The sequence below is a fragment of the Vulcanisaeta moutnovskia 768-28 genome (assembly GCF_000190315.1).
GTDB classification, from domain to species: Archaea; Thermoproteota; Thermoprotei; order Thermoproteales; family Thermocladiaceae; genus Vulcanisaeta; species Vulcanisaeta moutnovskia.
Map to the genome: position 1 here is coordinate 85,166 of NC_015151.1, position 20,049 is coordinate 105,214.

The window sequence follows — 20,049 nt, forward strand, 5'->3', positions numbered from 1 at the left end:
AATAATAATATAAATTTTTAATTAATTATAGAGAATATTTATTTTAGTTATTAGCTTACCTGAACAACCTTAGTGCCATTTGAGTACGTAACCACCGTTATTGTCACTGGCTTGTAGTACATAGTGTTGTAGTAGTACCCTGTCCATGTTACTATGACACCATGAACATATGGCTGCTGTAGGAAGTATGGTACCGGATCTGGTATCCACACGTACGGTGCTTGATTATAAACAATACTATAGACCTGCTTGGCTATTTGTATTTGTTCGGTTAGGTTTGTTGTGAAGGCTGCCTCATAGAGTAGGTTTGTGACGTTCGGGTTGTTGTACCATGCATAGTCACCAGTTGGTAATGAACCAGTTAGTATTGATATTGCTATTTGCATTATTGGGTCTGGCCAATCAGCACACCAACCAACACCATAGATCAACCTACCACTGAACTGATGGTGATGTCCAACTATCGTACTCCGATGTCGTTACGTAACTCACGGCGGTTGGTATACCTATTTGATTCAAGTCCTGGGATACAATCTCAAGCTGCTCCTCTAACTGCGGAGTTACTGGCGGAATTACGTAAATCGGTATTGAAGGTAGTTTTTGCCCGTTGGGATTACCGATTACTGTGCCATTAGGCAATACTGTGTAGAAGTCGCCCTCCCAACCTGACTCGTTGAGGTATTCAATGGCTAGGTTCGGGTTATAGCTGTAGAATGGTAGGTTGTCCGGGTTATATAGTGATGGGTTGATTGGTGTGAATGGACCTAGGTAGTATGTTGCAAGTGTTGTATTCAACAATGGTGAGTAATAGGTATATAGTAAAGCCGTGTAATTAATTGCATACTCAATGGCCAGCCTAAAGTCCGTTATGTTGGTCGGCCACCTCTGCGTATTCATTGAAAACATCATTATACACTCAGGAGTTAATTCTGGGTTCTCATGAACAATGGCTGTTGGTGGTAAGTACTGGTTATATGGTGACCATGCACTATATACCTGACTTAGGAATGGTGAACTTACGTATGAGAACTGTGCCTGGTTCTCTGCGAATAACTCTACCCTGTTTGTATGTGACTCACTTATCTTCAGGTCGATTATTTGTATGTGGGCTGGTTGGTCAAGCACTGGTAATGAACCAGACGGGTAATTATTACCCCAGTAGTTGGGATTGATCTTTAGGACTATTTCCGTGAACTCACCTGGTGTTCCCGTGACACTCTGGATCTCGTATGGACCTGTGCCCGGCATTCCGTACTGGCATAGGTAGCTGTTTGGTGTGTTTGGTTGTACTCCGCCATGAGCATCTACGTAGGCTGGTGGAACCACAGCACCCCACCATGAAGCTATATCAAGTAGGAAGTACATGTATGGATGTATCAGGTTAAACTCAACCTCATATGGGCTAAGAACAACAATGGCTTGGTTTGGATAGCTCATCATTTTCTGTATCGTGGCATTGTTAACGTTGAAGTTGCTTAGTACGTTGGCTAGTGCGTAGGCGCACAGTGTGGCATTACTTATGTAGGCATTGTTACCAGTTGCGTAGGCGAGTGCATGGCATGCACCCCATGGTATGGCATAACCAGTCTGACTATAAACACTCATGTGGAATAGTAATGAACCATAATTACTTACTCCTGGTCCTTGTCCCATGATTATTGTCCTATAGAAGCTGAACCATACCACGGTTGCGTTGAATGGTTCACCATCAGTGAAGTAAACGCCCTGCCTCAAGGTAAAAATGTAATGCTTGTAGTCGGGGCTAACAGTCCAATTAGTGGCGAGCATGGGAACGGCATGGAAGTAATCACTGCCATTCCATGTTACTAATTCCTGGTAAACAACGTTGAATATCGGCTCATCCATGGTCCAAAAGCCCGTGGCTGGGTCTAGACAGTCTGGAGACGCTACGTCAGTTAAATCAATGAGTTCGTTTGGGTTTGGTGGTGCTAATGTGATTGTTTGGTTCGAGACCACGGTGACTGTTGGCTTCGTAACGTTAGTAGTTGTAGGTGGTGGAGAAGGCGCAGTGGGCTTAGGATGATAAGTAACAGCAAAATAAGCACCAACAGCAACTACCACAACCACAACAACGATTACACCTATTAACACGGCCTTTGATATACCCTTCCTATTATGCGATGTCGGCATAAAAACAAAGGCAATTAATCACTCTTAAAAGTTTTACTCACTCATATAATTTAATATATAATTTAAATGATTATTTAAGTTTTAGGAATTATGAATATAAGTATATAAAAATTGATTGAATAGCTAAATATATTATTACGGCATGACTATGTCACTCCAGTTAAATCATGGCATTACTTGCCAATTGATTATTCATTATTAACAACTTACTTACTGAGTCTCTCTAATTCCGTCTTAAACTCTTCATATGCCTTCTTAACCTCCTCAACACTTGCCTCGTCCTCAAGTGTCGTCACATCACCCAATGATTGGCCAGTAACCACGGCCCTAACAAGCCTCCTCATTATCTTACCACTCCTTGTCTTTGGGAGCTTCGTTACAAAGAAGACATTAGATAACGTGGCTATTGGACCCACAAACTCCCTAACCGTGTTATTTAACTCAGCCCTCAATTGCTCAGAGGGTTGGTAACCCTGCTTTAGGACAACGTAGGCCACGGGAACCTCACCCCTAACAGGGTCTGGAACACCAACGACAGCTGCTTCAGCCACAGCTGGGTGCTGTATCAGCGCTGACTCGAGTTCATACGTACCGAGCCTATGGCCAGCCACCTTAATAACCTCGTCAGCCCTACCAAGTATCCAGAAGTAGCCGTCCTCATCCTTAACTGCGTAATCACCGGCGTAAAACATCCCAGGGAACTTACTCCAGTATGTCCTGACATACCTATCGGGATCTTTCCAAATCGTCAATAGCATTCCTGGCCATGGCCTCCTAATCACTAGGTAACCTCTTTGCCCAGGTTGTATTGGATTACCATTATCATCAACAACATCAGCATCAATACCAAGCAATGGTGGTCCGTTAGTACCTGGCTTAAGCGGTACCAGGGCAAGGCCTGGCGCATGGGATATCAGTATGCCTCCTGTCTCTGTCATCCACCAAGTGGAGCCGAAGGGTACCTTCTTCCTACCAGCTAATTTCCAAAGCCACCTCCAGGCCTCTGGGTTTATTGGCTCGCCGACTGAGTGCATGAGCCTTATTGTGCTTAGGTCATGTTTTCTAACCCAATCATCGCCAAACCTCATCAGTGTTCTTATACCCGTTGGACTTGTATAGAATATGGTAACTCCGTACCTCTCCACAATTGCCCACCAACGGTCTGGGTTGGGATAATCAGGTGCACCTTCATATAGTATTGTGGTCATGCCTTCAAGGAGCGGGCCAAAGACGATGTAACTATGCCCAGTGACCCAGCCAATGTCTGCTGTGCAGAAGTGAATATCATCCTCCCTAGCATCGAATACCCACTTCATTGTTGCATGGAGTAACACCATGTAGCCGCCAGTATCGTGAACAATGCCCTTGGGCTTACCCGTAGTTCCTGATGTGTACAGTATATATAATGGGTGCTCACTCTCCACAGGTTCTGGCTCAACGTATGTATTCGCTGGTACGTCACTCATTAATTCATGCCACCAGTAATCCCTGCCCTTAACCATGCTAACGTCATTAAGGCCGACCCTCCTATAGACAACTACGTTCTTAACAGTTGGTGATTGCTCAAGGGCCTTGTCAACAATTTCCTTAAGCCTAATTACCCTGCCGCGTCTATAACCACCATCGGTTGTTATCACGAGCTTTGTCTCCGCATCATTAAGCCTATCGGCTAGGGCCTGTGCCGTGAATCCGCTGAAGACCACGGTGAATATCACGCCGAGTCTAGCGGCCGCTAACATTGCTATTGGGAGCTCAGGTATCATGGGCATATAGATACCTATGGTATCGCCCTTCCTAAGGCCAAGCTTATTCTTAAGCACGTAGGCGAATCTATTGACCTCGCGCCATAAGTCATAGTATGTGAGTTTACGAACCTCAACAGGATTACCACTCTGATCAGCTGGTTCGCCCTCCCAAATAATGGCAACCTTATTCTTCCTACCGCCCTTAACATGCCTATCAAGGGTTAGGTACGATGCGTTTAACCTACCGCCAACAAACCACTTATAAAATGGTGGCTGTGGATCGGCAACCAGGGCCTTATCCCAGGGCTTGAACCACTCGAGTTCCCTAGCAATATTAGACCAGAAGGCCTCTATGTCCTTAAGGCTCTCCTCATGAATCCTCTTATACTCCTCAGGATCAATAGCTCTTTCTCTACCAATTTCAGGAATTATTTTCTCCTTAAAGGGTAGAGCCCATGTAACTGACATACAAATAAATTCATTAATATAGAAATCTAAAAGTTTTATCTACATTTTATTTATTAATGATAATAAATAATGATTACATGATAATGCCAGTGGGCGCCGCTTTAAAGACGCAAAATGACTATGACTAATTTCAAATAGGCTTCTTATCGCTGAGTACATGCTCAACTTGCCTTTCTAGGTGATTCACAGTTAATCTAACTGCACTAAACTTCTCATCAATCTCTCTAATCCTAGGCTTAATTTCCTCATTATAAATCCTCCAAGCCCTAGGTTGGAGAATACGCACCAACTGTGTGGTTCTATACATGGCAATTATCTCGGTCGGTCTTAATTCCCAGGGAAGTCTCAACTCCTCAAGCCTCCTAACCCTAACGTACTTAGCCTTACCCATCTCCACGGCATGCACATGATGAGCAAAGAGGTGAAGGAGCGTATTCATGTCAATCCTATAATTAATGAGTATTATTGACTCTTCCGCAAAGTACTTACCCATGACCATTTGGCATTGTTGATCCTTATCAACATGCTCAGTGCATTCGTTCGTGGGATTAATAGTGGCTACCACCTTGGGCTTCTCAATATTCATACCCTCAGCTAAACTCTCAAGAATTCCCTCAGCACTACTCTCAATGTCCTCAAGGGGTTTAAGAATTGAATTCTCAATCTCCATAATTACTTGATTAACGAAATCTCTACCTGCGGACATGAACCTAAAGTAATTATTAACCCTGTGGTTTATAAATTCTCCTTAAGGTTGTTACCCAATGTTTGTATTTATCCTCTAACAATAACTTATGCAAAAAATGCATAGTGCATTATACCTAAAGTACCGCTGCATATTCATTAATAGCCCGTGAGGGCTAGTGAGTTAACAGTTGATTTAAGAGGCATTGGTTGTCCATACGGTAGTACATTAGCTATACAGCACTTCCGTGATGCACCTGTTGGTACAATAATAACGTTTATACTCGATGATGAGGAATGCTACTTAACGTTAAAGAGGTTATTTCCATTACTTGGACAGAGGATCACCAAGATAGAGGAACAGAATAGGGTGTATAAACTCTCGATTCTTAAGGTAAGGTTCTTCTAATGCTGGGTAATGCATATTAATTTCGTTTAATGCCATATTACGTGTCATTTGATAGGGCTGGTTACTTGATCGGTAGGAATTTTGTATACCCTGATTATAGGCTTCAATTCCCCAAGTACTACGGCTATACCCTAAGGCACTTAAGGGCTCAAATACGGATTAAGGTAAATGAAAAAGCAATAGAGGGATTAAGTGAATACAATATCGATATACCACCTGGCAAGAACTTCATTGAACTTAATGCGGCTGAGATGAGGATAGTATCGGTCAAGGTTGACGGTCAGGACACTAAGTTTGAGTATGATGGTAGGACGCTCAGGATATATGTTAATTCAGGAAGTCACGTTGCGCAAGTCAGCTATGAAGCTAAGCCTAGGAAGGGACTTTACTTTGTGCTTCCTGATGAGCATTATAGGGATAGGGTACCCATGGTCTGGACCCAAGGCGAGAGCGAGGATAATCACTACTGGCTACCAATGCCCGATTACCCAAATGCTAAGTTCACGAGTGAATTATTAATAATAGTTCCAAAGCCCTGGACAGCAGTATCCAACGGTATCCTAGTGGAGACCAAGGACTTAGGCAATGAATTACTGTGGCACTGGAGACTGGATAAGCCTCACTCGGCATACCTAGTGGCTCTCGCAGCAGGCGAGTTTGAGGTCGTTAAGGAAGATTGTGATGGGATTACGATTGAGCATTACGTACCCAGGGGACACAGTAATAGGGCTAGGTTCAGTTTCTACAGGACATGCGACATGATTAAATTCTATAGCGAATACACGGGTGTTAAGTATCCATGGCCTAATTATAAGCATGTTGCCGTTAGTGAATTCATTTATGGCGGTATGGAGAATACCACAATAACCATAGTCACAGATACTACACTACACGATGAGCATGCCCACTGCCCAGGCTCTAAATTCCCATGCCCAGGAATGGAAGACTTCACATCAGATGGTTTGGTGGCTCATGAACTTGCCCATCAATGGTTTGGTGACTACGTAACGACTAAGGACTGGGCGAACATCTGGCTTAATGAGGCATTCGCCACGTACTTCGAGGCACTATACATGGAGTATGCCAAAGGACGTGATGAATTTCTATATGAACTATACCAGAACCTTAGGAGTTACCTCAATGAATATGGCAATAGGTACGCGAGACCCATAGTCACTAGACTATATAAAGATCCCGAGGAGATGTTTGATAGGCATACGTACGAGAAGGGAAGCTTGGTCCTACATGCGCTCCGTAACTTACTTGGCGATGAAGCCTTTAGGAAGGGCATAAACCTATACTTAACCAGGCATGCACATAGTAATGCTGACACGGAGGACTTGAGAAAGGCCCTTGAGGAGGTTTCTGGACAACCGCTTGATTGGTTCTTCACTCAGTTTGTCTACTCATCTGGACATCCCGTTATTAAGTATTCCTGGAGCTATGACCCAGGTAATAAATTCATTAAATTAAGTGTTAGCCAGACCCAGGGAGATGACTCATACCCAATCTATAGACTGCCCCTTGAGTTTGAGATTAAGTACCCAAGCGGTAAGGTCGATATATTCAGGTTCGAGTTGAATGAAAGGGAGGTCGCAATATACATACCAACCAGCGAAAGACCTCAATACATATGCCTGGATCCACAGTTCAAGCTAGGTGTTAAATCCGTAAGTAGTGATAAGGGCTTTGAGGAAGCCATTGCGGAATTAAGCAGTGATAACTTAATGTGTAGACTTGAGGCCATTGACGCATTGGCTAAGGATGGTAGTGCCAGGTCCGTTGATGGACTAAGTAAGGCGTTAATGGGTGATACATTCTGGGGCGTCAGAGCTGAGGCTGCCAGGGCGCTCGGTAGGGTTGGTACGGAGGACGCACTTAAGGCGCTACTTAATGTGTTAAGTAATGAGATACATCCAAGGGTTAGGCAGGCTATTGTGGAAGCCCTGGGTAACTTTAAGGGTAATGAAAACGTGGCTAAGGTTCTTGTATCGGTCCTGGAAAATACGTCTGAGAGTTACTACGTAAGGTCCAGGGTAGCGCAATCACTCGGTAAGTTGGGAATACCCGACTACAGCAGGTACCTCATTAAGGCCCTTGATTACCCAAGCCATAATTACGTAATAACCCAGGGCGCACTGCAGGGGTTATCAGAGCTGGGTACGGATGAGGCAATCGATACGTTGATTAAGTATACAGAGCTTGGTAAGCCTACGCTAGTTAGGATGATTGCGACACAGTCTCTGGGTAAGTTCATAGGCATTAGGAGAGTATACGATAGAGTTAGGGAGTTACTTAGGGACCAATATTACAGAGTCAGGTACGCGGCCGTGTCCGCTGCAGAGAGTTCCCTAGATCCTAGGTTCCTGGACATACTTGATGATCTAGCCAGTAAGGACTTAGATGGTAGGATTAGGCGTTATGCCAGGGATGTTGCCAGGAAGATTAGAGAGCATATGCAGAGGGGCGTTGAATACGCTAGGTTGAGGGAGGAGATTGAGAGGATCAGGGAGGAGCAGAGGAGGATTATGGATAGGATGGATAGGATGGAGGCGAAGGGCTAACTCATGATCTTGGCTACGTAAGCTAAGTAATTACCTGACTTAGCCAGTCTCTCCACAATGTCATAATTACTATATAGGATCTCCTCAAACCTTGATCTTAATTTCTTTGGCACAACGATTTGCAGTAGGCCACCGGGCTTTAGGTGGTCCTTGGCCCCAATTATTAATCTTTTATTTACATCGAGACCTGCCGTTATTGGCGGATTTGAAATTATCGTATTAAACATCTCACCCTGAACCGCACTATATAGGTCACTTAATCGAACCTCGGCATTACTTACCCTATTAATCTTAATGTTAATGGCCGTTAACTTAACTGCGAGCTTATTTATGTCGACCATGACCACCTTACCTCTTGGCGCTAACTTGGCAGCTACAATGCCGAGAACACCATAGCCACAGCCCATGTCGAGTATGTCCCAGTCGTTCATTATTACCATGTTCTCAGCCAATAACCTAGTGCCGGCATCCACGTATTCGCTTGAAAAGACGCCAGGAGCTAACACGAAGGTTAGTGGAAATCCCCTAATCACGGTATTAATCCTCCTAATCTTCATCTCCTTAAAGGCAGGTTCTTTATCGTAGTAATGCATTAATACCTAACGTAATTTAAGGGTCTGCCTTTTATCCCTTTCATTAATCATTAAGTAGAACGGTTTTTAAGATAAGTGATATACCTGTCAACGATGATGAGGAAGACAATATTCATTAGTTATTTATTGATTTATGTGTTCTCAGCATCGTTTAATTACTTCTTTGTTAAATTCGGTCTTAGGTACTCACCGCCATTGGGTTATATGGCAATTAGATATGCGGTGGCTGGATTAATATTGGCGGTAATTGCTGTAATAATTAATAGAAAGTACCATTTCATACTAAATAAGGACCTAGCCCTACTGAGCCTTTTCTCCTCATTAAGCACGGCATTGTGGGCCTACGGACTTCTTTACATTGATCCAGGTTCCTCAGCCATATTCGGCTACACGATGCCCCTCTTTGCAATACCATTATCAGTATTGATAATTCATGAAAAACCAAGGACCTTGAACGTGATTGGCGCTCTTACTGGATTTGTTGGTGTTATTATTTACGGCGTGTCCTCAATAATTAGGGGAGTATCGCTAATGGGTTCAGTACTCACAGTGATAAATGCCATATTTTGGGCCTTATATAGCATATACTTCAGGAAGTTGGGTAATAATGATGGCTTAATTGTCGTGTCTAACATGTTCATAATTGGTTCGTTAATGCTTGTAATCATGGGAATAATGATTGATGGATTAAACACATTTATGAGAATTGAGTGGGTGCCTGGGTTTATCGGTAATTTACTGGGTACATCAGTCATTGGTGGTGCCGTATTATTCCTAACCTGGTACTTGCTTGTTAATGCCATTGGTGTTGCTAATTCAACACCATACATATTCACAGTACCAGCACTAACATTAGCGCTTAATTACTTAATCATGGGCATTCAGCCCACCATACCTGAGATAATTGGTTCCGCAATAATGTTTTTGGGAATTTACCTAGCCTCGATTTAATTTCATGCCTTATAAGAATATTAAAATTTTTAAGTAATTAACTTAGCGGGTTTAATTGCATGGTCGCATTAACAAAGTCGAAACAACCAAGGAAACAGAGGAGGGCGCTATATAATGCACCACTTCATGCTAGGCGTAGGTTATTGACGGCTAGATTAAGCGAGGATCTGCAGAGACAGTATGGCATTAAGAGGTTACCTGTTAGGAAGGGTGACACCGTGTTAATACTAAGGGGTGACTTCAAGGGCGTTAGGGGTAAGGTAATGGAGGTTGATCTAAGGAAGATGAGGATTCACGTGGAGAACGCAACACTGAAGAAGCCCGGTGGTGAGACTGTTTATTACCCAATACATCCGTCAAAGGTAATGATTGTTGAGCTGGACACAAGTGATAAGAAGAGACTTGAAGCCATTGAGAGGGTCAGGAAACAGCGTGAAGAGTACCTTAGAAAGCTTGAGGAGGTTAAGGAGACCAAGGCGCTGAGAAAACCTGAAGTCATTGTTGTTGGACAAGGCGGTAGTAATGAATCGAAACAATAGTAAGCCTTTAAATAGGGTTTACTCACGGTGATAGGCAATGCCTAGAAGACATCTTAGGCGTTATCAAGCACCTGAATGGTGGCCAGTATCAACTAAGGAAGCCACTTGGGTTGTTAGGCCAAGCCCTGGACCTCACCCATTGGCTAAGTCATTACCATTAGCGATACTGGTAAGGGACGTGCTTAGATATACGAAAAACCTTAGGGAGGCTAGGTACGTAATTGGTAATGGATTGATAAAGGTTGATGGAAAAATTAGGAGAGATTATAAATACCCAGTTGGATTGATGGATGTTATTGAGATTATACCAACGAACGAGACCTATAGGTTAGTTCCTCATCCAACTAAATTTCTATGGCCAGTACCAATAAGTCAGGAGGAGGCGAGGTATAAGCTTTGTAGAATTGAGAACAAGACGATGGTTAAGGGAGGACAAATACAACTTAATCTACATGATGGTAAAAACCTACAATTACCTTATGAAGAGGGGAGTAAGTACGAAACGCTTGACTCAGTATTAATAGACATAAGCGGGAATAAGATCCTAGACCACGTAAAACTGGAACTAGGCTCCCTGGGGCTCATAGTTGATGGTAAGAACGTGGGCTATTACGGCAAGATAATTGAAATAATACAAACATACAGGAAGAGGGGGTCTACGGCGAAGATTATGACAAGTGATGGCAAGGAAGTTAGGACAATAATTGATTATTTGTTTGCAGTGGGTAAGGAAAAGCCCTTAGTAACAATAGCCCAGTTACAGGAGACACCAACAACGCAGTGATTAAAGTAGTTTAATCACGGTATTACCCTTAGCCTTTTGTAAGACTCTATTAATTAACGCCTTAGCTATTTCTAGCTTCGCTCTTTTTATCTCATCATTCCTCTTCACAACTTTACTTGGATTGAACCCATAAATTCTAATTTCCCTAGCACCCATATAATATGCAAGGTAAATGGCCCTATCACCGTCAGTAAATCCAGGAATTAATAATGAGCAACCTCTCGGCCATACCTGAACTGTGGGTAGCAACTTCCTAACCCTGGATGCGTATTTAGGATAGTAATTAATATTATCACCATGCGCATGACCAAGCACTAGACAATCACAATTAATTACCTCCTCAGGATTAAAGTCAAAGTCCGTAATAACAATACCAGGACTTAAACCCCAATCATGAAGTAACTTAACGGAGTAACCCTCAACAGCGATTAATAAGCCATCATCACTGGGCTTTATCTCGATTGGCGGCATCACAATATTAACAATATCCCACTTAAACTCCTTTAAATCACCATCATAATTACAGAAGCTAGGCGCCAATTCAGCCGCTAGGTAATCACCCTCAAAGTTTAATTGAGGAAGCAGTGCCGTATAATAACTCCTGACTATTAACCACTCCATTGGATCAAGCACAATACCACCGTGCATAGGGACTCCCTTTAACTACATAAGGTCTTAGTTATTTGATGAACCATCACTTACATTAACATACTTATATTGAAATCAATACCAACATCCCTTGGCGTTAAGCCATACTTAACCTGCGTAAACTCCCTTCTAAACTCCATCACTTCCTTCCTAACATTACTTGGATCCTCCCTCTTTATGAGAACACGAGCCATAAATTCCGCGATAATTCTCATTTCATCCTTACCCATGCCAAACCTAGTCATTTCTTGAACACCAAGCCTAAGCCCACTTGGGTCCCTAAATCCTCTATCCCAGGGAAGCGCATTCTTATTCACTATGATGTTAGCCTCCTCGAGCAAAACAGCGGATTTCGTGCCACCACCAACCCTCGAAACATCAACAAGAACCTGGTGAGTCCTCGTGAACCCCTTATTCTCAGCCACAATATTAAATCCAAGGGCATGTAATTCCTCAGCTAGTGCCCGTGCATTATTAACGACTTGTTCGGCATATGCCTTACCGAACTTCATCATTTCTATTGCAGTCACGGCAGTTGCGGCATACCTATGATGATGATAATTAGATGTTAGGCCGGGAAATACGGTCTTTTGAATGCTCTTAAATAAATCCTCCCTATTTGTGAAGATCACACCACCCTGAGGACCGGGAAATGTCTTATGCGTTGATGACGTCATGACATCGGCGCCTAGATCAAGTGGATTTGGAAATACTCCACCAGCTATTAATCCAAGTACATGAGCTGAGTCATGGAGTAATACGGCATTCACCTCATGAATAGCATCAAGAAGTTCCTTAATAGGATGTGGGAATAAGTATACAGAACCTCCTAAAATCACGAGTTTTGGTTTAACCTCCTTAATCAACTTAATACTCTTGCCAACATCAACATTGAATTCGTCATTGTCCCACGGCAAATCCACAACCTTCAATCTAAAAATTCCTGGCGCGCCCGTTGTTTTATGGCTTATATGCCCACCTGAATTAAGCGGGACAGACATTATAGTGACATCAGGCTGTGTAAGTGCCGCATAAACCGCAGCATTGGCTATAGTGCCTGAAATAGGTCTAACCTCAACGAACCTTGCGTGGAATAACTGTCCCATTAAGCCCGCAAGAAGCCCCTCAAGCCTATCAATATACTTAGTCCCTTGATAGTACCTACTACCTAATGTGCCCTCCGCATACCTTCCCTCCATATCATTTAAATACACGTATTCCGCCAATGGTGACATTACGTTTTCACTGGGTATGAGGTTTATTGCCTCTAACCTACGCCATTTATTATGCGTCTTCACTATATCTAATACCTCATTTAATACTGAATCTGGATCCATCGACATTTACTGAGATCTAACGACTTATCTATTAAAGTTTTAATTCTCTGCCTATCTAGCCTATTCTTTGGGTATTACGAAGCGGTGGATTAATTAACCTCCTAATAGAGTGTTGTAATCGCTATGTCTAGCGGTAATGATATTAAATTCATCGATGTTGTGAGAGTTCTTGAGAGTATTGAGGCAACTACTCAAAGGACTGTCATGGCCAAGTTACTATCATCTCTCCTAAAGAAGACGCCACCGGATGTTATTGATAAGGTTATTTACTTCATACTTGGTCAGTTAAGGCCTGATTGGGAGGGTGTGGAGCTTGGTGTCGCTGAAAAGTTCACCTTTAGGGCTATTGCCAATGCCACTGGGGCCTCTGTTAAGCAAGTCGAAGATTTATATAAAAAGATTGGCGATATTGGCGAAACCGCGAAGAGGATAATGAGTAGTAAACCTCAGCAGGGTGGCGGTAAGTCAATACTTGAGTTCTTTGGTGGTGGGGGTATTGAGGAATTGACAATGGGTAAGGTCTACGATACGTTAATGTCAATAGCCAAGGCAAGCGGTGAGGGTGCCCAAGATACTAAGGTTAAGCTCCTAATATACCTATTCTCAAGGGCTAAGCCTGAGGAGGCTAAGTACATTGCTAGGTTCGTGATTGGTAGGTTAAGGCTTGGTGTTGCTGACATGACCATACTGGATGCCCTGTCTGATGCTTATAAGGTGTCTAGGGACGCCCTTGAGAGAGCCTACCACATTTACCCAGACCTTGGTTATATAGCAAAGATGGTTGCCCAGGAGGGTCAGAACGCCTTAAGTAAGATCCATGTGACGCCGGGTGTACCCATCCAGCCAATGCTTGCGGAAAGATTGAGTACAGCAGCTGAGATACTGGCTAAGCTAGGTGGTACTGCAATGGTTGAGTATAAGTATGATGGCGAAAGGGCTCAGGTGCATAGGACTAGGGATGGCGAGGTTAGGATCTTCAGTAGGAGACTTGAGAACATCACGTATGCTTATCCAGACGTTGCTGAGTATGTTAAGGAGGCCATTGATGCCAAGGAGTACATAGTGGAGGGTGAGATAATAGCTATTGATCCGGACACGGGTGAGTTTAGGCCCTTCCAGGAGTTAATGCATAGGAAGAGGAAGCATGATGTCAAGGAGGCGATGAAGGAGTACCCAGTCAACATATTCCTGTTTGATGTTATGTATGTCGATGGACAGGACCTAACGAATTTACCACTGATTGATAGGAAGAGAAGGCTGCTCGAAATTCTCAAACCAAGTGAGTATGTCCATCTAGCGACTTGGAGGGTAATTAATGATGCTGAGGAACTTGATAAGTTCTTCCATGAGGCCATAAGTGATGGTTGTGAGGGAGTCATGTGTAAGTCCATTAAAGCTGACTCCATTTATGAAATGGGCGCCAGGGGCTGGCTCTGGATTAAGTATAAGCGTGACTATAGGAGTGAATTGACGGATACCCTGGACTTAGTCGTTGTTGGCGCCTTCTGGGGCCGTGGTAAGAGAGCTGGCACGTATGGTGCATTGCTTATTGCTGCCTATGACCCTAAGACTGACCAATTCTACACAGTGAGTAAGGTGGGTAGTGGATTTACCGATGAGGACTTAGTAAAGCTTAAGCAGATGCTTGACCCGTATAGGATACCGCATAGGCATCCAAGGGTTGTCTCTAAGATGGAGCCTGATGTTTGGTTTGTACCTGCCGTCGTCCTTGAAATAATCGGCGCTGAAATAACCTTAAGTCCACTCCACACTTGTTGCGTGGGTAGCGTAAGATCCGATGTTGGACTGGCCATTAGATTCCCAAGATTCACGGGACGCTATAGAACCGATAAATCACCAGAACAAGCAACAACAGTGGATGAAATCCTCGAGATGTATAAGGAGCAGAAGAAGGTCAAGGTTGAGGAAGGCCCTAACCCATGATTATCTTATTCCCCACCCTCCTCCTTCAATATCCTTTCTAGTGTCCATCTCAGGGCCCTAATGATCTCCCTGAGCCTCTCATCGCTCCTATAATTCTTAATGATTACACTGACCACATTATCCCCATCAAGCTTAATCTCATAGCTAAAGGCCTCCTCACGTCTTAATTGGCCGTCCTTGACCAACTTGTCATCCTCCTGCTTAAAGCCCTCGAGTATCTTATCCCTAAAGAACCTCCTAAATGCCGTATTATCCTTATTGAATGGCTTTATCGGTTTAATATTCACACCGTTCTCGTAAACCTCAACGGTACCCAGTAATTCATTACCAATCCTAGATCTAATCTCCCTTGTCTCCACCAACTTGCCTAGGTCCTGAGGTCTACTCACGAGTTCAGTGGCTGGTACTATTGATTGAGACTTTATTATGTCATCAAGGACGCTCTTAACTTCATTCAGTAAATTAAGCTCCTCCTGAAGCTCCTTAATCCTACTATCCAGCCTATCCCTAAGCTCAAGCAACCTCTTTACATCTATTGTATTATCCACGGTTAAGAATTAATAAGCCCAGTTAATAAAGCTACTCGTGAACAAAAGAACGATAGTACTCTCAATGGGTAACCTAAACCTAGATATTTACGTTAAGACCGATGCTATACCAAGACCCGATGAGTCGGTTGACGCATATGAGACCTATATGGGTGGTGGAGGTTCTGCTGCTAATTTCTCCGTTGCAGTGGCAAGGCTTGGGCTTGGCTCTAGGTTCCTTGGGTCCGTGGGTAATGACCAATTCGGCGACATGCTGATTAAGGAATTGGAATCCGAGGGTGTTGATACAAAGTTCATAAAGCGCATTAGCCATGAAAAGACTGGAACAGTGATTGTGATTGTGGGTCTCGATGGCTCTAAACGAATGATTAGGTATTCAGGGGCTAACCTGGGATTAACACCCAACGATATTACTAATGATGTCATGAATGGTGTATCACACGTCCACGTGGCCCTCGGTAGAACCGAGATTATCGAGGTAGCAAAGCGCATTGCCAAATCCATGGGGCTAACCGTCTCTGTTGATGGAGGTACACCATTGGCTAAAAAGGGGCTTGATGTGATTAAGGATATAATGAACGATGTTGATATTTGGTTCATGAACAGCTTTGAGGCCAGAGAACTAGGTCATTCAGAAAATGTTGTTAAGGCCGCCGAGAATATAGTGAGTAGGGTTAGGGTTAGGGAGTTAATAGTTACGCTTGGCCCCCGCGGGGCATTGTTGCTTAGAGATGGTGAGGTTAAGTATTCAGATGCATTTAAGGTTCCTCCAATAGATACGACCGGTGCTGGTGACACATTTGCTGCGGCTTACACTGTTGCTTCCGTACTAGACCTGGACCCAATAGATAAACTTGTTTTTGCTAATGCAACCGCATCACTTAAGGTTACTAAGAGGGGGGCTAGGTCGTCACCTAAGTTAAATGAAGTACTTGATTTCCTGAATTCTCTTGGTTATGCTAAGTTGACCAATGAAATATTGACTCAACTCGGGCAGTTCTAATTTAGTAATGGAAAAAACTTATATATGTAAGGTGTGTATTGGGTATTAAGAGCTAGGGGATTACCGTGTCCAAGGCTAATGTCCAGGTTAAGGTTAAGTACTGTGATGGTACCTGGTGTAACTTCCAATACTTCAGGTGCGCCAAGAAGGCTTTGAAGATCGTTAGGCAGGGTAATAAGGTAGTAACTCAATGTACATTATTTGGAGGACCTTGCATTGGGTATAAGTGCCAGTACGCAGTCTGTGAGGCTCATGCAATGGCACCTGATGGCAGGTGTTTGCTTGACCTTAGGAATATGGAGAGTAAGGAGAGGGATATTATTGAGGAGGCTAAGAAGCTCGATAAGCAAGCCTCGGTAATTAATAGGCATTTAAAGAAGCTTGGTCTTAAGGACTACATGTAGGTCTACAATGTTAAAAATAATTATCTTAACTGCAGGTTTAGGGGAGAGATTAAGACCACTCACTTACTTGGTTCCTAAGCCATACTTACCACTTCGTGATGGATTAATAATTGAGCATATACTGAGTTGGATTAAATCACAGGATTTGCATTATGATGACCTCATCATAGTGACAGCATACATGACGGATAAGATACTTTCGTTATTGGGTAATGCCATGCGCAATATTAGATTTGTTACAGCAGACCAATTACTTGGTACTGCTGGGCAGTTATGGTACGTGAGAGAATTAGTTAATGATAATGATGATGTTATCATAATAAATGGCGATGTATTAACTGATGCATCTCTTATAAAAGCCCTTGAATACCATAAGTCAAATAATGCAGATATAACGATAATCTCAATAAATTATAAGCTAACTGCTAGGTATGGAGTACTTGATATTGGTCCTAATGGCGAGTTCAGAGGATGGCTTGAGAAACCCACCATTACATTACCAATAGTCACTGGCATATACATATTGAGAGGTTCATTGATTAAAAGATTGAATAAAGAAAGACTCGACATGAATAAGTACATCGAGACCTTACGGCAGATGGGCTTGAAAATAATTGTTTATTTAATGGATGGTAATTATATAGACCTTGGAGTGCCTCAGGATTATTTGAATTCATTAGTAACATGACCATGGATCGTTAGATCATTGAACGCAACATATTTAAGCAATTAAAATACAGGGATTATTAATAATGTCTAGGGCTGTTTGTCCAGGACTTGAAAGGACAGCGAGTGGGTACGTATGTACATATGCACAGAGACCAATTAACCCATTCCAGTGGTACTGCTTTGGTGATTATTTTGAGTGCCCAATATACGTACAATACACAAAGACCAAGGGCGCGCAGGTCAAAGCCGAGACCAAGCCTTCACAAACTGTTCAACCGCTACAACAGCAGACCCAGCAACAGTCACAGCAACAAGTAGTTACGGTCCCCGTCACCGCAACAACCACGCGTGTTGAGTCCATGGGAGATGCTGAGGATGAGTTAATTAAGAACAGTGAATCAATAATATCCAAGTTTGAAGGAAGTGCTAAGACTCTTAATGATAAGTGGAAGGATTATGAAGGCTCTGTACAATCAACTAGACAGAATTGGGAGACTGAGAAGGCAAAGCTTAAGAGGTATATGGTTATTCTTGAGAGGATTCGTAATAAGTATAGCGAGGATCTTAAGGAGGTTGAGCTTAGGAGGGGTATGGGCTTGATAAACGATGAAACCTATAATAAACTTAAGGATAATATTCAGAAGAAGCTTGATAGGATTAGTGATAAGCTTAAGGAATTGAATGCTAGATATCAAGATGTTGAATCAACAATAAATCAGCATTATAAGAGGTTGTTAATGACTACAGTGACGCCTGAGATCAGTAAGCTTAAGCTCTCCCTAGCGAAGCTTGAGGAGATGTATAGGGATGGTAAGATCAGTAAGGAGATTTATGAGAAGCTGAAGGCTGAGATTGAGGGGGTGATATCATGAGTGAGGATATGCTGAAAATATACGAGGAGCTACTTAAGCAAATTAATAGGACCTATGACGGCTACACTGAGCAAATAAAGCGTTTAAACAGCATGTGGTCTGATTATAAAACCGCCGTTGGTAGCGTTAAGAGAAATTGGGACGTTGATAACATATTATTAGCACTTAGGATTAATGAGCTTAAGGCTAGTATTGACTCAATACGTGAGGAACTCGACATGCTTAAGGTTAAGAAGGAGCTTGGGCTCATTGATGATGAGGAGTACTCAAGATCATCTACGGAATTAACAGATACACTCACAAAGTTAACTAATATGTATGATGATGCTAAGTCTAAGATTGACGAGATTGACAGGGGTATTAAGGAACATTGGTTTAGGTCAATGGATGTCACAACACTAACCACTGACCAAGTTGATAGCATGATAAAGGAGCTTGAGGATAATAGGGCTAAGGGTGAAATACCTGATGATGTATACACTAGGGTTAAGGCCGACTTAGAACTTGTGAAAAGAGTCGTTCAGGCATTAGCGCTAATAAAGACTGAATCTAAGACCTAATAAGTGTTATTACGAAAATAGATTTTAAATCATGCATTATTGGTTGTTGATGAATTAATTCTGTGGATTTTAACGGCCTCCCTATATGACCTAATAATGCCGTATAATCCAATTATACCCACTACCGAGATAACAAGTAGAAAGCCTATATCTATTGCATCGAGGTTTGGTATTGGTATTCCAGTACTTATTGCCCACGCATCAATTTGTGGTAAGAAGATGATCAGTAGACCAACCAGGGCGAACACAATACCTCCATAATAAAGCGTAATACCCGCCGTCTTCCTACCAACGTACTTAACCTCCTCTTCCGTGAACTTCTTAGCCCTCAATAATCCACCAAAGACCGCACCAAGTACTATCTGCATTATCATAGTGCCTATTCCAAACATTAATCCGGGTAATGGTGCGTACCATATGCTTGGCATTTCTGGGGCGAGTACGAATGTTATTATTGAAGCGTAAGCACCAAAACCAAAACCTGCTATTAATCCATGGATAATTGTCATCTTTATCGGTACTTCCCTAGGATGCGCCTCATGAAGTGGTATTCTTCTGGCTTCATTTGTATGGTGCTGATGACCACCAAGTAACACATCAATTGGTATGTGTATGTACTTACCCCTCAATATGTATGAACCAGCTATTGCCATAACCAGGCCAACCACGAAGTAAACCGGCCCATCAAGGTTATACTTCATGTAGAAGTAGGCAAGCCCTATGTAACCCAATGTCGTTAACAAGGCCCTCTGTATCGTAAAACCTAGCGAGAATAGGAAACCTGCCCTCATACCTCCCTTTGTACTGTACTCACCAACTGCGTAGCTGAAGGTTATTGGCCATGTATGCTCATCAGGCGTTATTCCATGAAGCATTCCCAGAAATAGAGATACTATTAGTATTTCAGTCACAGTTAATTGCCTCGATGGATGAAGTAGGAAGTTTAGGTTAAATGCCCCAAGTCCAAGTAATACTGCCACAGTTGTTAGTAATGCCAGGTTGCTTATCATTGTTAGACCATTTCGTGAGACCATATTCATTAGGGCTACCCTAAAGTTAGGGTTAATAAATCTTTCTTGAGCAGTTAGTTTTATTAATTTGATATCGGATTTGCTATCGAATTAGAGCATGACTGAAGATAGGTTAATTAATGAATCCCAGGATAAAGAAGTAGGA

20 protein-coding genes are annotated in these 20,049 nt (G+C 42.7%); 11 read left to right on the forward strand and 9 right to left on the reverse strand.

The genetic code is table 11. The annotated features are described in order from the left end of the window. Positions 1–50 precede the first annotated feature (50 nt). The 4 genes from VMUT_RS13055 to VMUT_RS00450 all read right to left on the reverse strand — a co-directional run bounded on the left by VMUT_RS13055 (position 51) and on the right by VMUT_RS00450 (position 5,070). Complete coding sequence (locus tag VMUT_RS13055; RefSeq protein ID WP_052298490.1) at positions 51–431, reverse strand: hypothetical protein; 381 nt, start codon at positions 429–431, stop codon at positions 51–53. A 1-nt stretch (position 432) separates the two neighbouring features. Beyond that, entirely contained in the window at positions 433–2,151 is a 1,719-nt protein-coding gene (locus tag VMUT_RS00440; protein ID WP_052298491.1) for an ABC transporter substrate-binding protein, read from the reverse strand. Between the two features lie 206 nt (positions 2,152–2,357). Further along, a complete protein-coding gene (gene acs / locus VMUT_RS00445) occupies positions 2,358–4,364 on the reverse strand; it encodes an acetate--CoA ligase (RefSeq protein WP_013603466.1) in 2,007 nt (668 codons plus the stop codon). A 130-nt stretch (positions 4,365–4,494) separates the two neighbouring features. Then, complete coding sequence (locus VMUT_RS00450; RefSeq protein WP_013603467.1) at positions 4,495–5,070, reverse strand: hypothetical protein; 576 nt, start codon at positions 5,068–5,070, stop codon at positions 4,495–4,497. 147 nt (positions 5,071–5,217) lie between these two features. Between VMUT_RS00450 and VMUT_RS00455 the strand changes: the two genes are divergently transcribed. Then, a complete protein-coding gene (locus VMUT_RS00455; RefSeq protein WP_013603468.1) occupies positions 5,218–5,457 on the forward strand; it encodes a sulfurtransferase TusA family protein in 240 nt (79 codons plus the stop codon). Between the two features lie 29 nt (positions 5,458–5,486). Beyond that, complete coding sequence (locus VMUT_RS00460; RefSeq protein WP_013603469.1) at positions 5,487–8,021, forward strand: M1 family metallopeptidase; 2,535 nt, start codon at positions 5,487–5,489, stop codon at positions 8,019–8,021. On the opposite strand, the gene VMUT_RS00465 is transcribed toward VMUT_RS00460, so the two are convergent. After that, complete coding sequence (locus tag VMUT_RS00465) at positions 8,018–8,614, reverse strand: class I SAM-dependent methyltransferase (protein ID WP_013603470.1); 597 nt, start codon at positions 8,612–8,614, stop codon at positions 8,018–8,020. The genes VMUT_RS00460 and VMUT_RS00465 overlap by 4 nt on opposite strands. 93 nt (positions 8,615–8,707) lie before the next feature. Between VMUT_RS00465 and VMUT_RS00470 the strand changes: the two genes are divergently transcribed. The 3 genes from VMUT_RS00470 to VMUT_RS00480 are packed head-to-tail and all read left to right on the forward strand — an operon-like array spanning position 8,708 to position 10,888. Continuing rightward, positions 8,708–9,565 (forward strand): DMT family transporter, encoded by an 858-nt coding sequence (locus VMUT_RS00470; RefSeq protein WP_013603471.1) that lies wholly within the window; start codon positions 8,708–8,710, stop codon positions 9,563–9,565. 59 nt (positions 9,566–9,624) lie between these two features. Beyond that, positions 9,625–10,104 carry a 50S ribosomal protein L24 gene (gene rplX, locus VMUT_RS00475; RefSeq protein ID WP_013603472.1) on the forward strand — a complete coding sequence of 160 codons (480 nt, stop codon included), beginning with the start codon at positions 9,625–9,627 and terminating at the stop codon, positions 10,102–10,104. A 37-nt stretch (positions 10,105–10,141) separates the two neighbouring features. Continuing rightward, positions 10,142–10,888 carry a 30S ribosomal protein S4e gene (locus VMUT_RS00480; RefSeq protein ID WP_013603473.1) on the forward strand — a complete coding sequence of 249 codons (747 nt, stop codon included), beginning with the start codon at positions 10,142–10,144 and terminating at the stop codon, positions 10,886–10,888. Here the strand turns inward: VMUT_RS00480 and VMUT_RS00485 are convergent, their stop codons facing one another. Continuing rightward, positions 10,889–11,536, reverse strand: coding sequence for a hypothetical protein (locus tag VMUT_RS00485; protein ID WP_013603474.1), 648 nt, complete (start codon positions 11,534–11,536; stop codon positions 10,889–10,891). It abuts the gene before it with no gap. Positions 11,537–11,586: 50 nt separating this feature from the next. Then, the gene (gene glyA, locus VMUT_RS00490) at positions 11,587–12,873 is read right to left on the reverse strand and encodes a serine hydroxymethyltransferase (RefSeq protein WP_013603475.1); all 1,287 of its coding nucleotides are present in this window, start codon (positions 12,871–12,873) and stop codon (positions 11,587–11,589) included. Between the two features lie 141 nt (positions 12,874–13,014). On the opposite strand from glyA, the gene VMUT_RS00495 reads away from it, so the two are divergent. Beyond that, positions 13,015–14,817 (forward strand): ATP-dependent DNA ligase, encoded by a 1,803-nt coding sequence (locus tag VMUT_RS00495; protein WP_048057094.1) that lies wholly within the window; start codon positions 13,015–13,017, stop codon positions 14,815–14,817. Between the two features lie 5 nt (positions 14,818–14,822). On the opposite strand, the gene VMUT_RS00500 is transcribed toward VMUT_RS00495, so the two are convergent. Beyond that, positions 14,823–15,365: a hypothetical protein gene (locus tag VMUT_RS00500; protein WP_013603477.1), complete on the reverse strand. Its 543-nt coding sequence runs from the start codon at positions 15,363–15,365 to the stop codon at positions 14,823–14,825. 64 nt (positions 15,366–15,429) lie between these two features. On the opposite strand from VMUT_RS00500, the gene VMUT_RS00505 reads away from it, so the two are divergent. The 5 genes from VMUT_RS00505 to VMUT_RS00525 all read left to right on the forward strand — a co-directional run bounded on the left by VMUT_RS00505 (position 15,430) and on the right by VMUT_RS00525 (position 18,873). After that, positions 15,430–16,368 carry a carbohydrate kinase family protein gene (locus VMUT_RS00505; RefSeq protein ID WP_048057095.1) on the forward strand — a complete coding sequence of 313 codons (939 nt, stop codon included), beginning with the start codon at positions 15,430–15,432 and terminating at the stop codon, positions 16,366–16,368. A 65-nt stretch (positions 16,369–16,433) separates the two neighbouring features. Beyond that, on the forward strand, positions 16,434–16,772 hold the full coding sequence (locus VMUT_RS00510; RefSeq protein WP_013603479.1) for a hypothetical protein: 339 nt from the start codon (positions 16,434–16,436) through the stop codon (positions 16,770–16,772). A 7-nt stretch (positions 16,773–16,779) separates the two neighbouring features. Continuing rightward, positions 16,780–17,460, forward strand: coding sequence for a nucleotidyltransferase family protein (locus tag VMUT_RS00515; RefSeq protein WP_013603480.1), 681 nt, complete (start codon positions 16,780–16,782; stop codon positions 17,458–17,460). Positions 17,461–17,524: 64 nt separating this feature from the next. Next, positions 17,525–18,313, forward strand: coding sequence for a coiled-coil domain-containing protein (locus tag VMUT_RS00520; RefSeq protein WP_013603481.1), 789 nt, complete (start codon positions 17,525–17,527; stop codon positions 18,311–18,313). Further along, positions 18,310–18,873 carry a hypothetical protein gene (locus VMUT_RS00525; protein ID WP_013603482.1) on the forward strand — a complete coding sequence of 188 codons (564 nt, stop codon included), beginning with the start codon at positions 18,310–18,312 and terminating at the stop codon, positions 18,871–18,873. Before VMUT_RS00520 ends, VMUT_RS00525 begins: the two co-directional genes overlap by 4 nt. Positions 18,874–18,902: 29 nt before the next feature. On the opposite strand, the gene VMUT_RS00530 is transcribed toward VMUT_RS00525, so the two are convergent. Next, positions 18,903–19,883: a hypothetical protein gene (locus VMUT_RS00530; protein WP_013603483.1), complete on the reverse strand. Its 981-nt coding sequence runs from the start codon at positions 19,881–19,883 to the stop codon at positions 18,903–18,905. Positions 19,884–20,049: the final 166 nt, after the last annotated feature.

What these genes read in the sequence shown, in the direction of transcription:
- VMUT_RS00470 (WP_013603471.1), top strand. Translation starts at nt 8,708, where the DNA reads ATGATGAGGAAGACAATATTCATTAGTTATTTATTGATTTATGTGTTC.
- glyA (WP_013603475.1), bottom strand. Translation starts at nt 12,873, where the DNA reads ATGGATCCAGATTCAGTATTAAATGAGGTATTAGATATAGTGAAGACG.
- VMUT_RS00505 (WP_048057095.1), top strand. Translation starts at nt 15,430, where the DNA reads ATGGGTAACCTAAACCTAGATATTTACGTTAAGACCGATGCTATACCA.
- VMUT_RS00465 (WP_013603470.1), bottom strand. Translation starts at nt 8,614, where the DNA reads ATGCATTACTACGATAAAGAACCTGCCTTTAAGGAGATGAAGATTAGG.
- VMUT_RS00480 (WP_013603473.1), top strand. Translation starts at nt 10,142, where the DNA reads ATGCCTAGAAGACATCTTAGGCGTTATCAAGCACCTGAATGGTGGCCA.
- VMUT_RS00485 (WP_013603474.1), bottom strand. Translation starts at nt 11,536, where the DNA reads ATGCACGGTGGTATTGTGCTTGATCCAATGGAGTGGTTAATAGTCAGG.
- VMUT_RS00440 (WP_052298491.1), bottom strand. Translation starts at nt 2,151, where the DNA reads ATGCCGACATCGCATAATAGGAAGGGTATATCAAAGGCCGTGTTAATA.
- VMUT_RS00515 (WP_013603480.1), top strand. Translation starts at nt 16,780, where the DNA reads ATGTTAAAAATAATTATCTTAACTGCAGGTTTAGGGGAGAGATTAAGA.
- VMUT_RS00520 (WP_013603481.1), top strand. Translation starts at nt 17,525, where the DNA reads ATGTCTAGGGCTGTTTGTCCAGGACTTGAAAGGACAGCGAGTGGGTAC.
- acs (WP_013603466.1), bottom strand. Translation starts at nt 4,364, where the DNA reads ATGTCAGTTACATGGGCTCTACCCTTTAAGGAGAAAATAATTCCTGAA.
- VMUT_RS00450 (WP_013603467.1), bottom strand. Translation starts at nt 5,070, where the DNA reads ATGTCCGCAGGTAGAGATTTCGTTAATCAAGTAATTATGGAGATTGAG.
- VMUT_RS00530 (WP_013603483.1), bottom strand. Translation starts at nt 19,883, where the DNA reads ATGATAAGCAACCTGGCATTACTAACAACTGTGGCAGTATTACTTGGA.
- rplX (WP_013603472.1), top strand. Translation starts at nt 9,625, where the DNA reads ATGGTCGCATTAACAAAGTCGAAACAACCAAGGAAACAGAGGAGGGCG.
- VMUT_RS00525 (WP_013603482.1), top strand. Translation starts at nt 18,310, where the DNA reads ATGAGTGAGGATATGCTGAAAATATACGAGGAGCTACTTAAGCAAATT.
- VMUT_RS00460 (WP_013603469.1), top strand. Translation starts at nt 5,487, where the DNA reads ATGCCATATTACGTGTCATTTGATAGGGCTGGTTACTTGATCGGTAGG.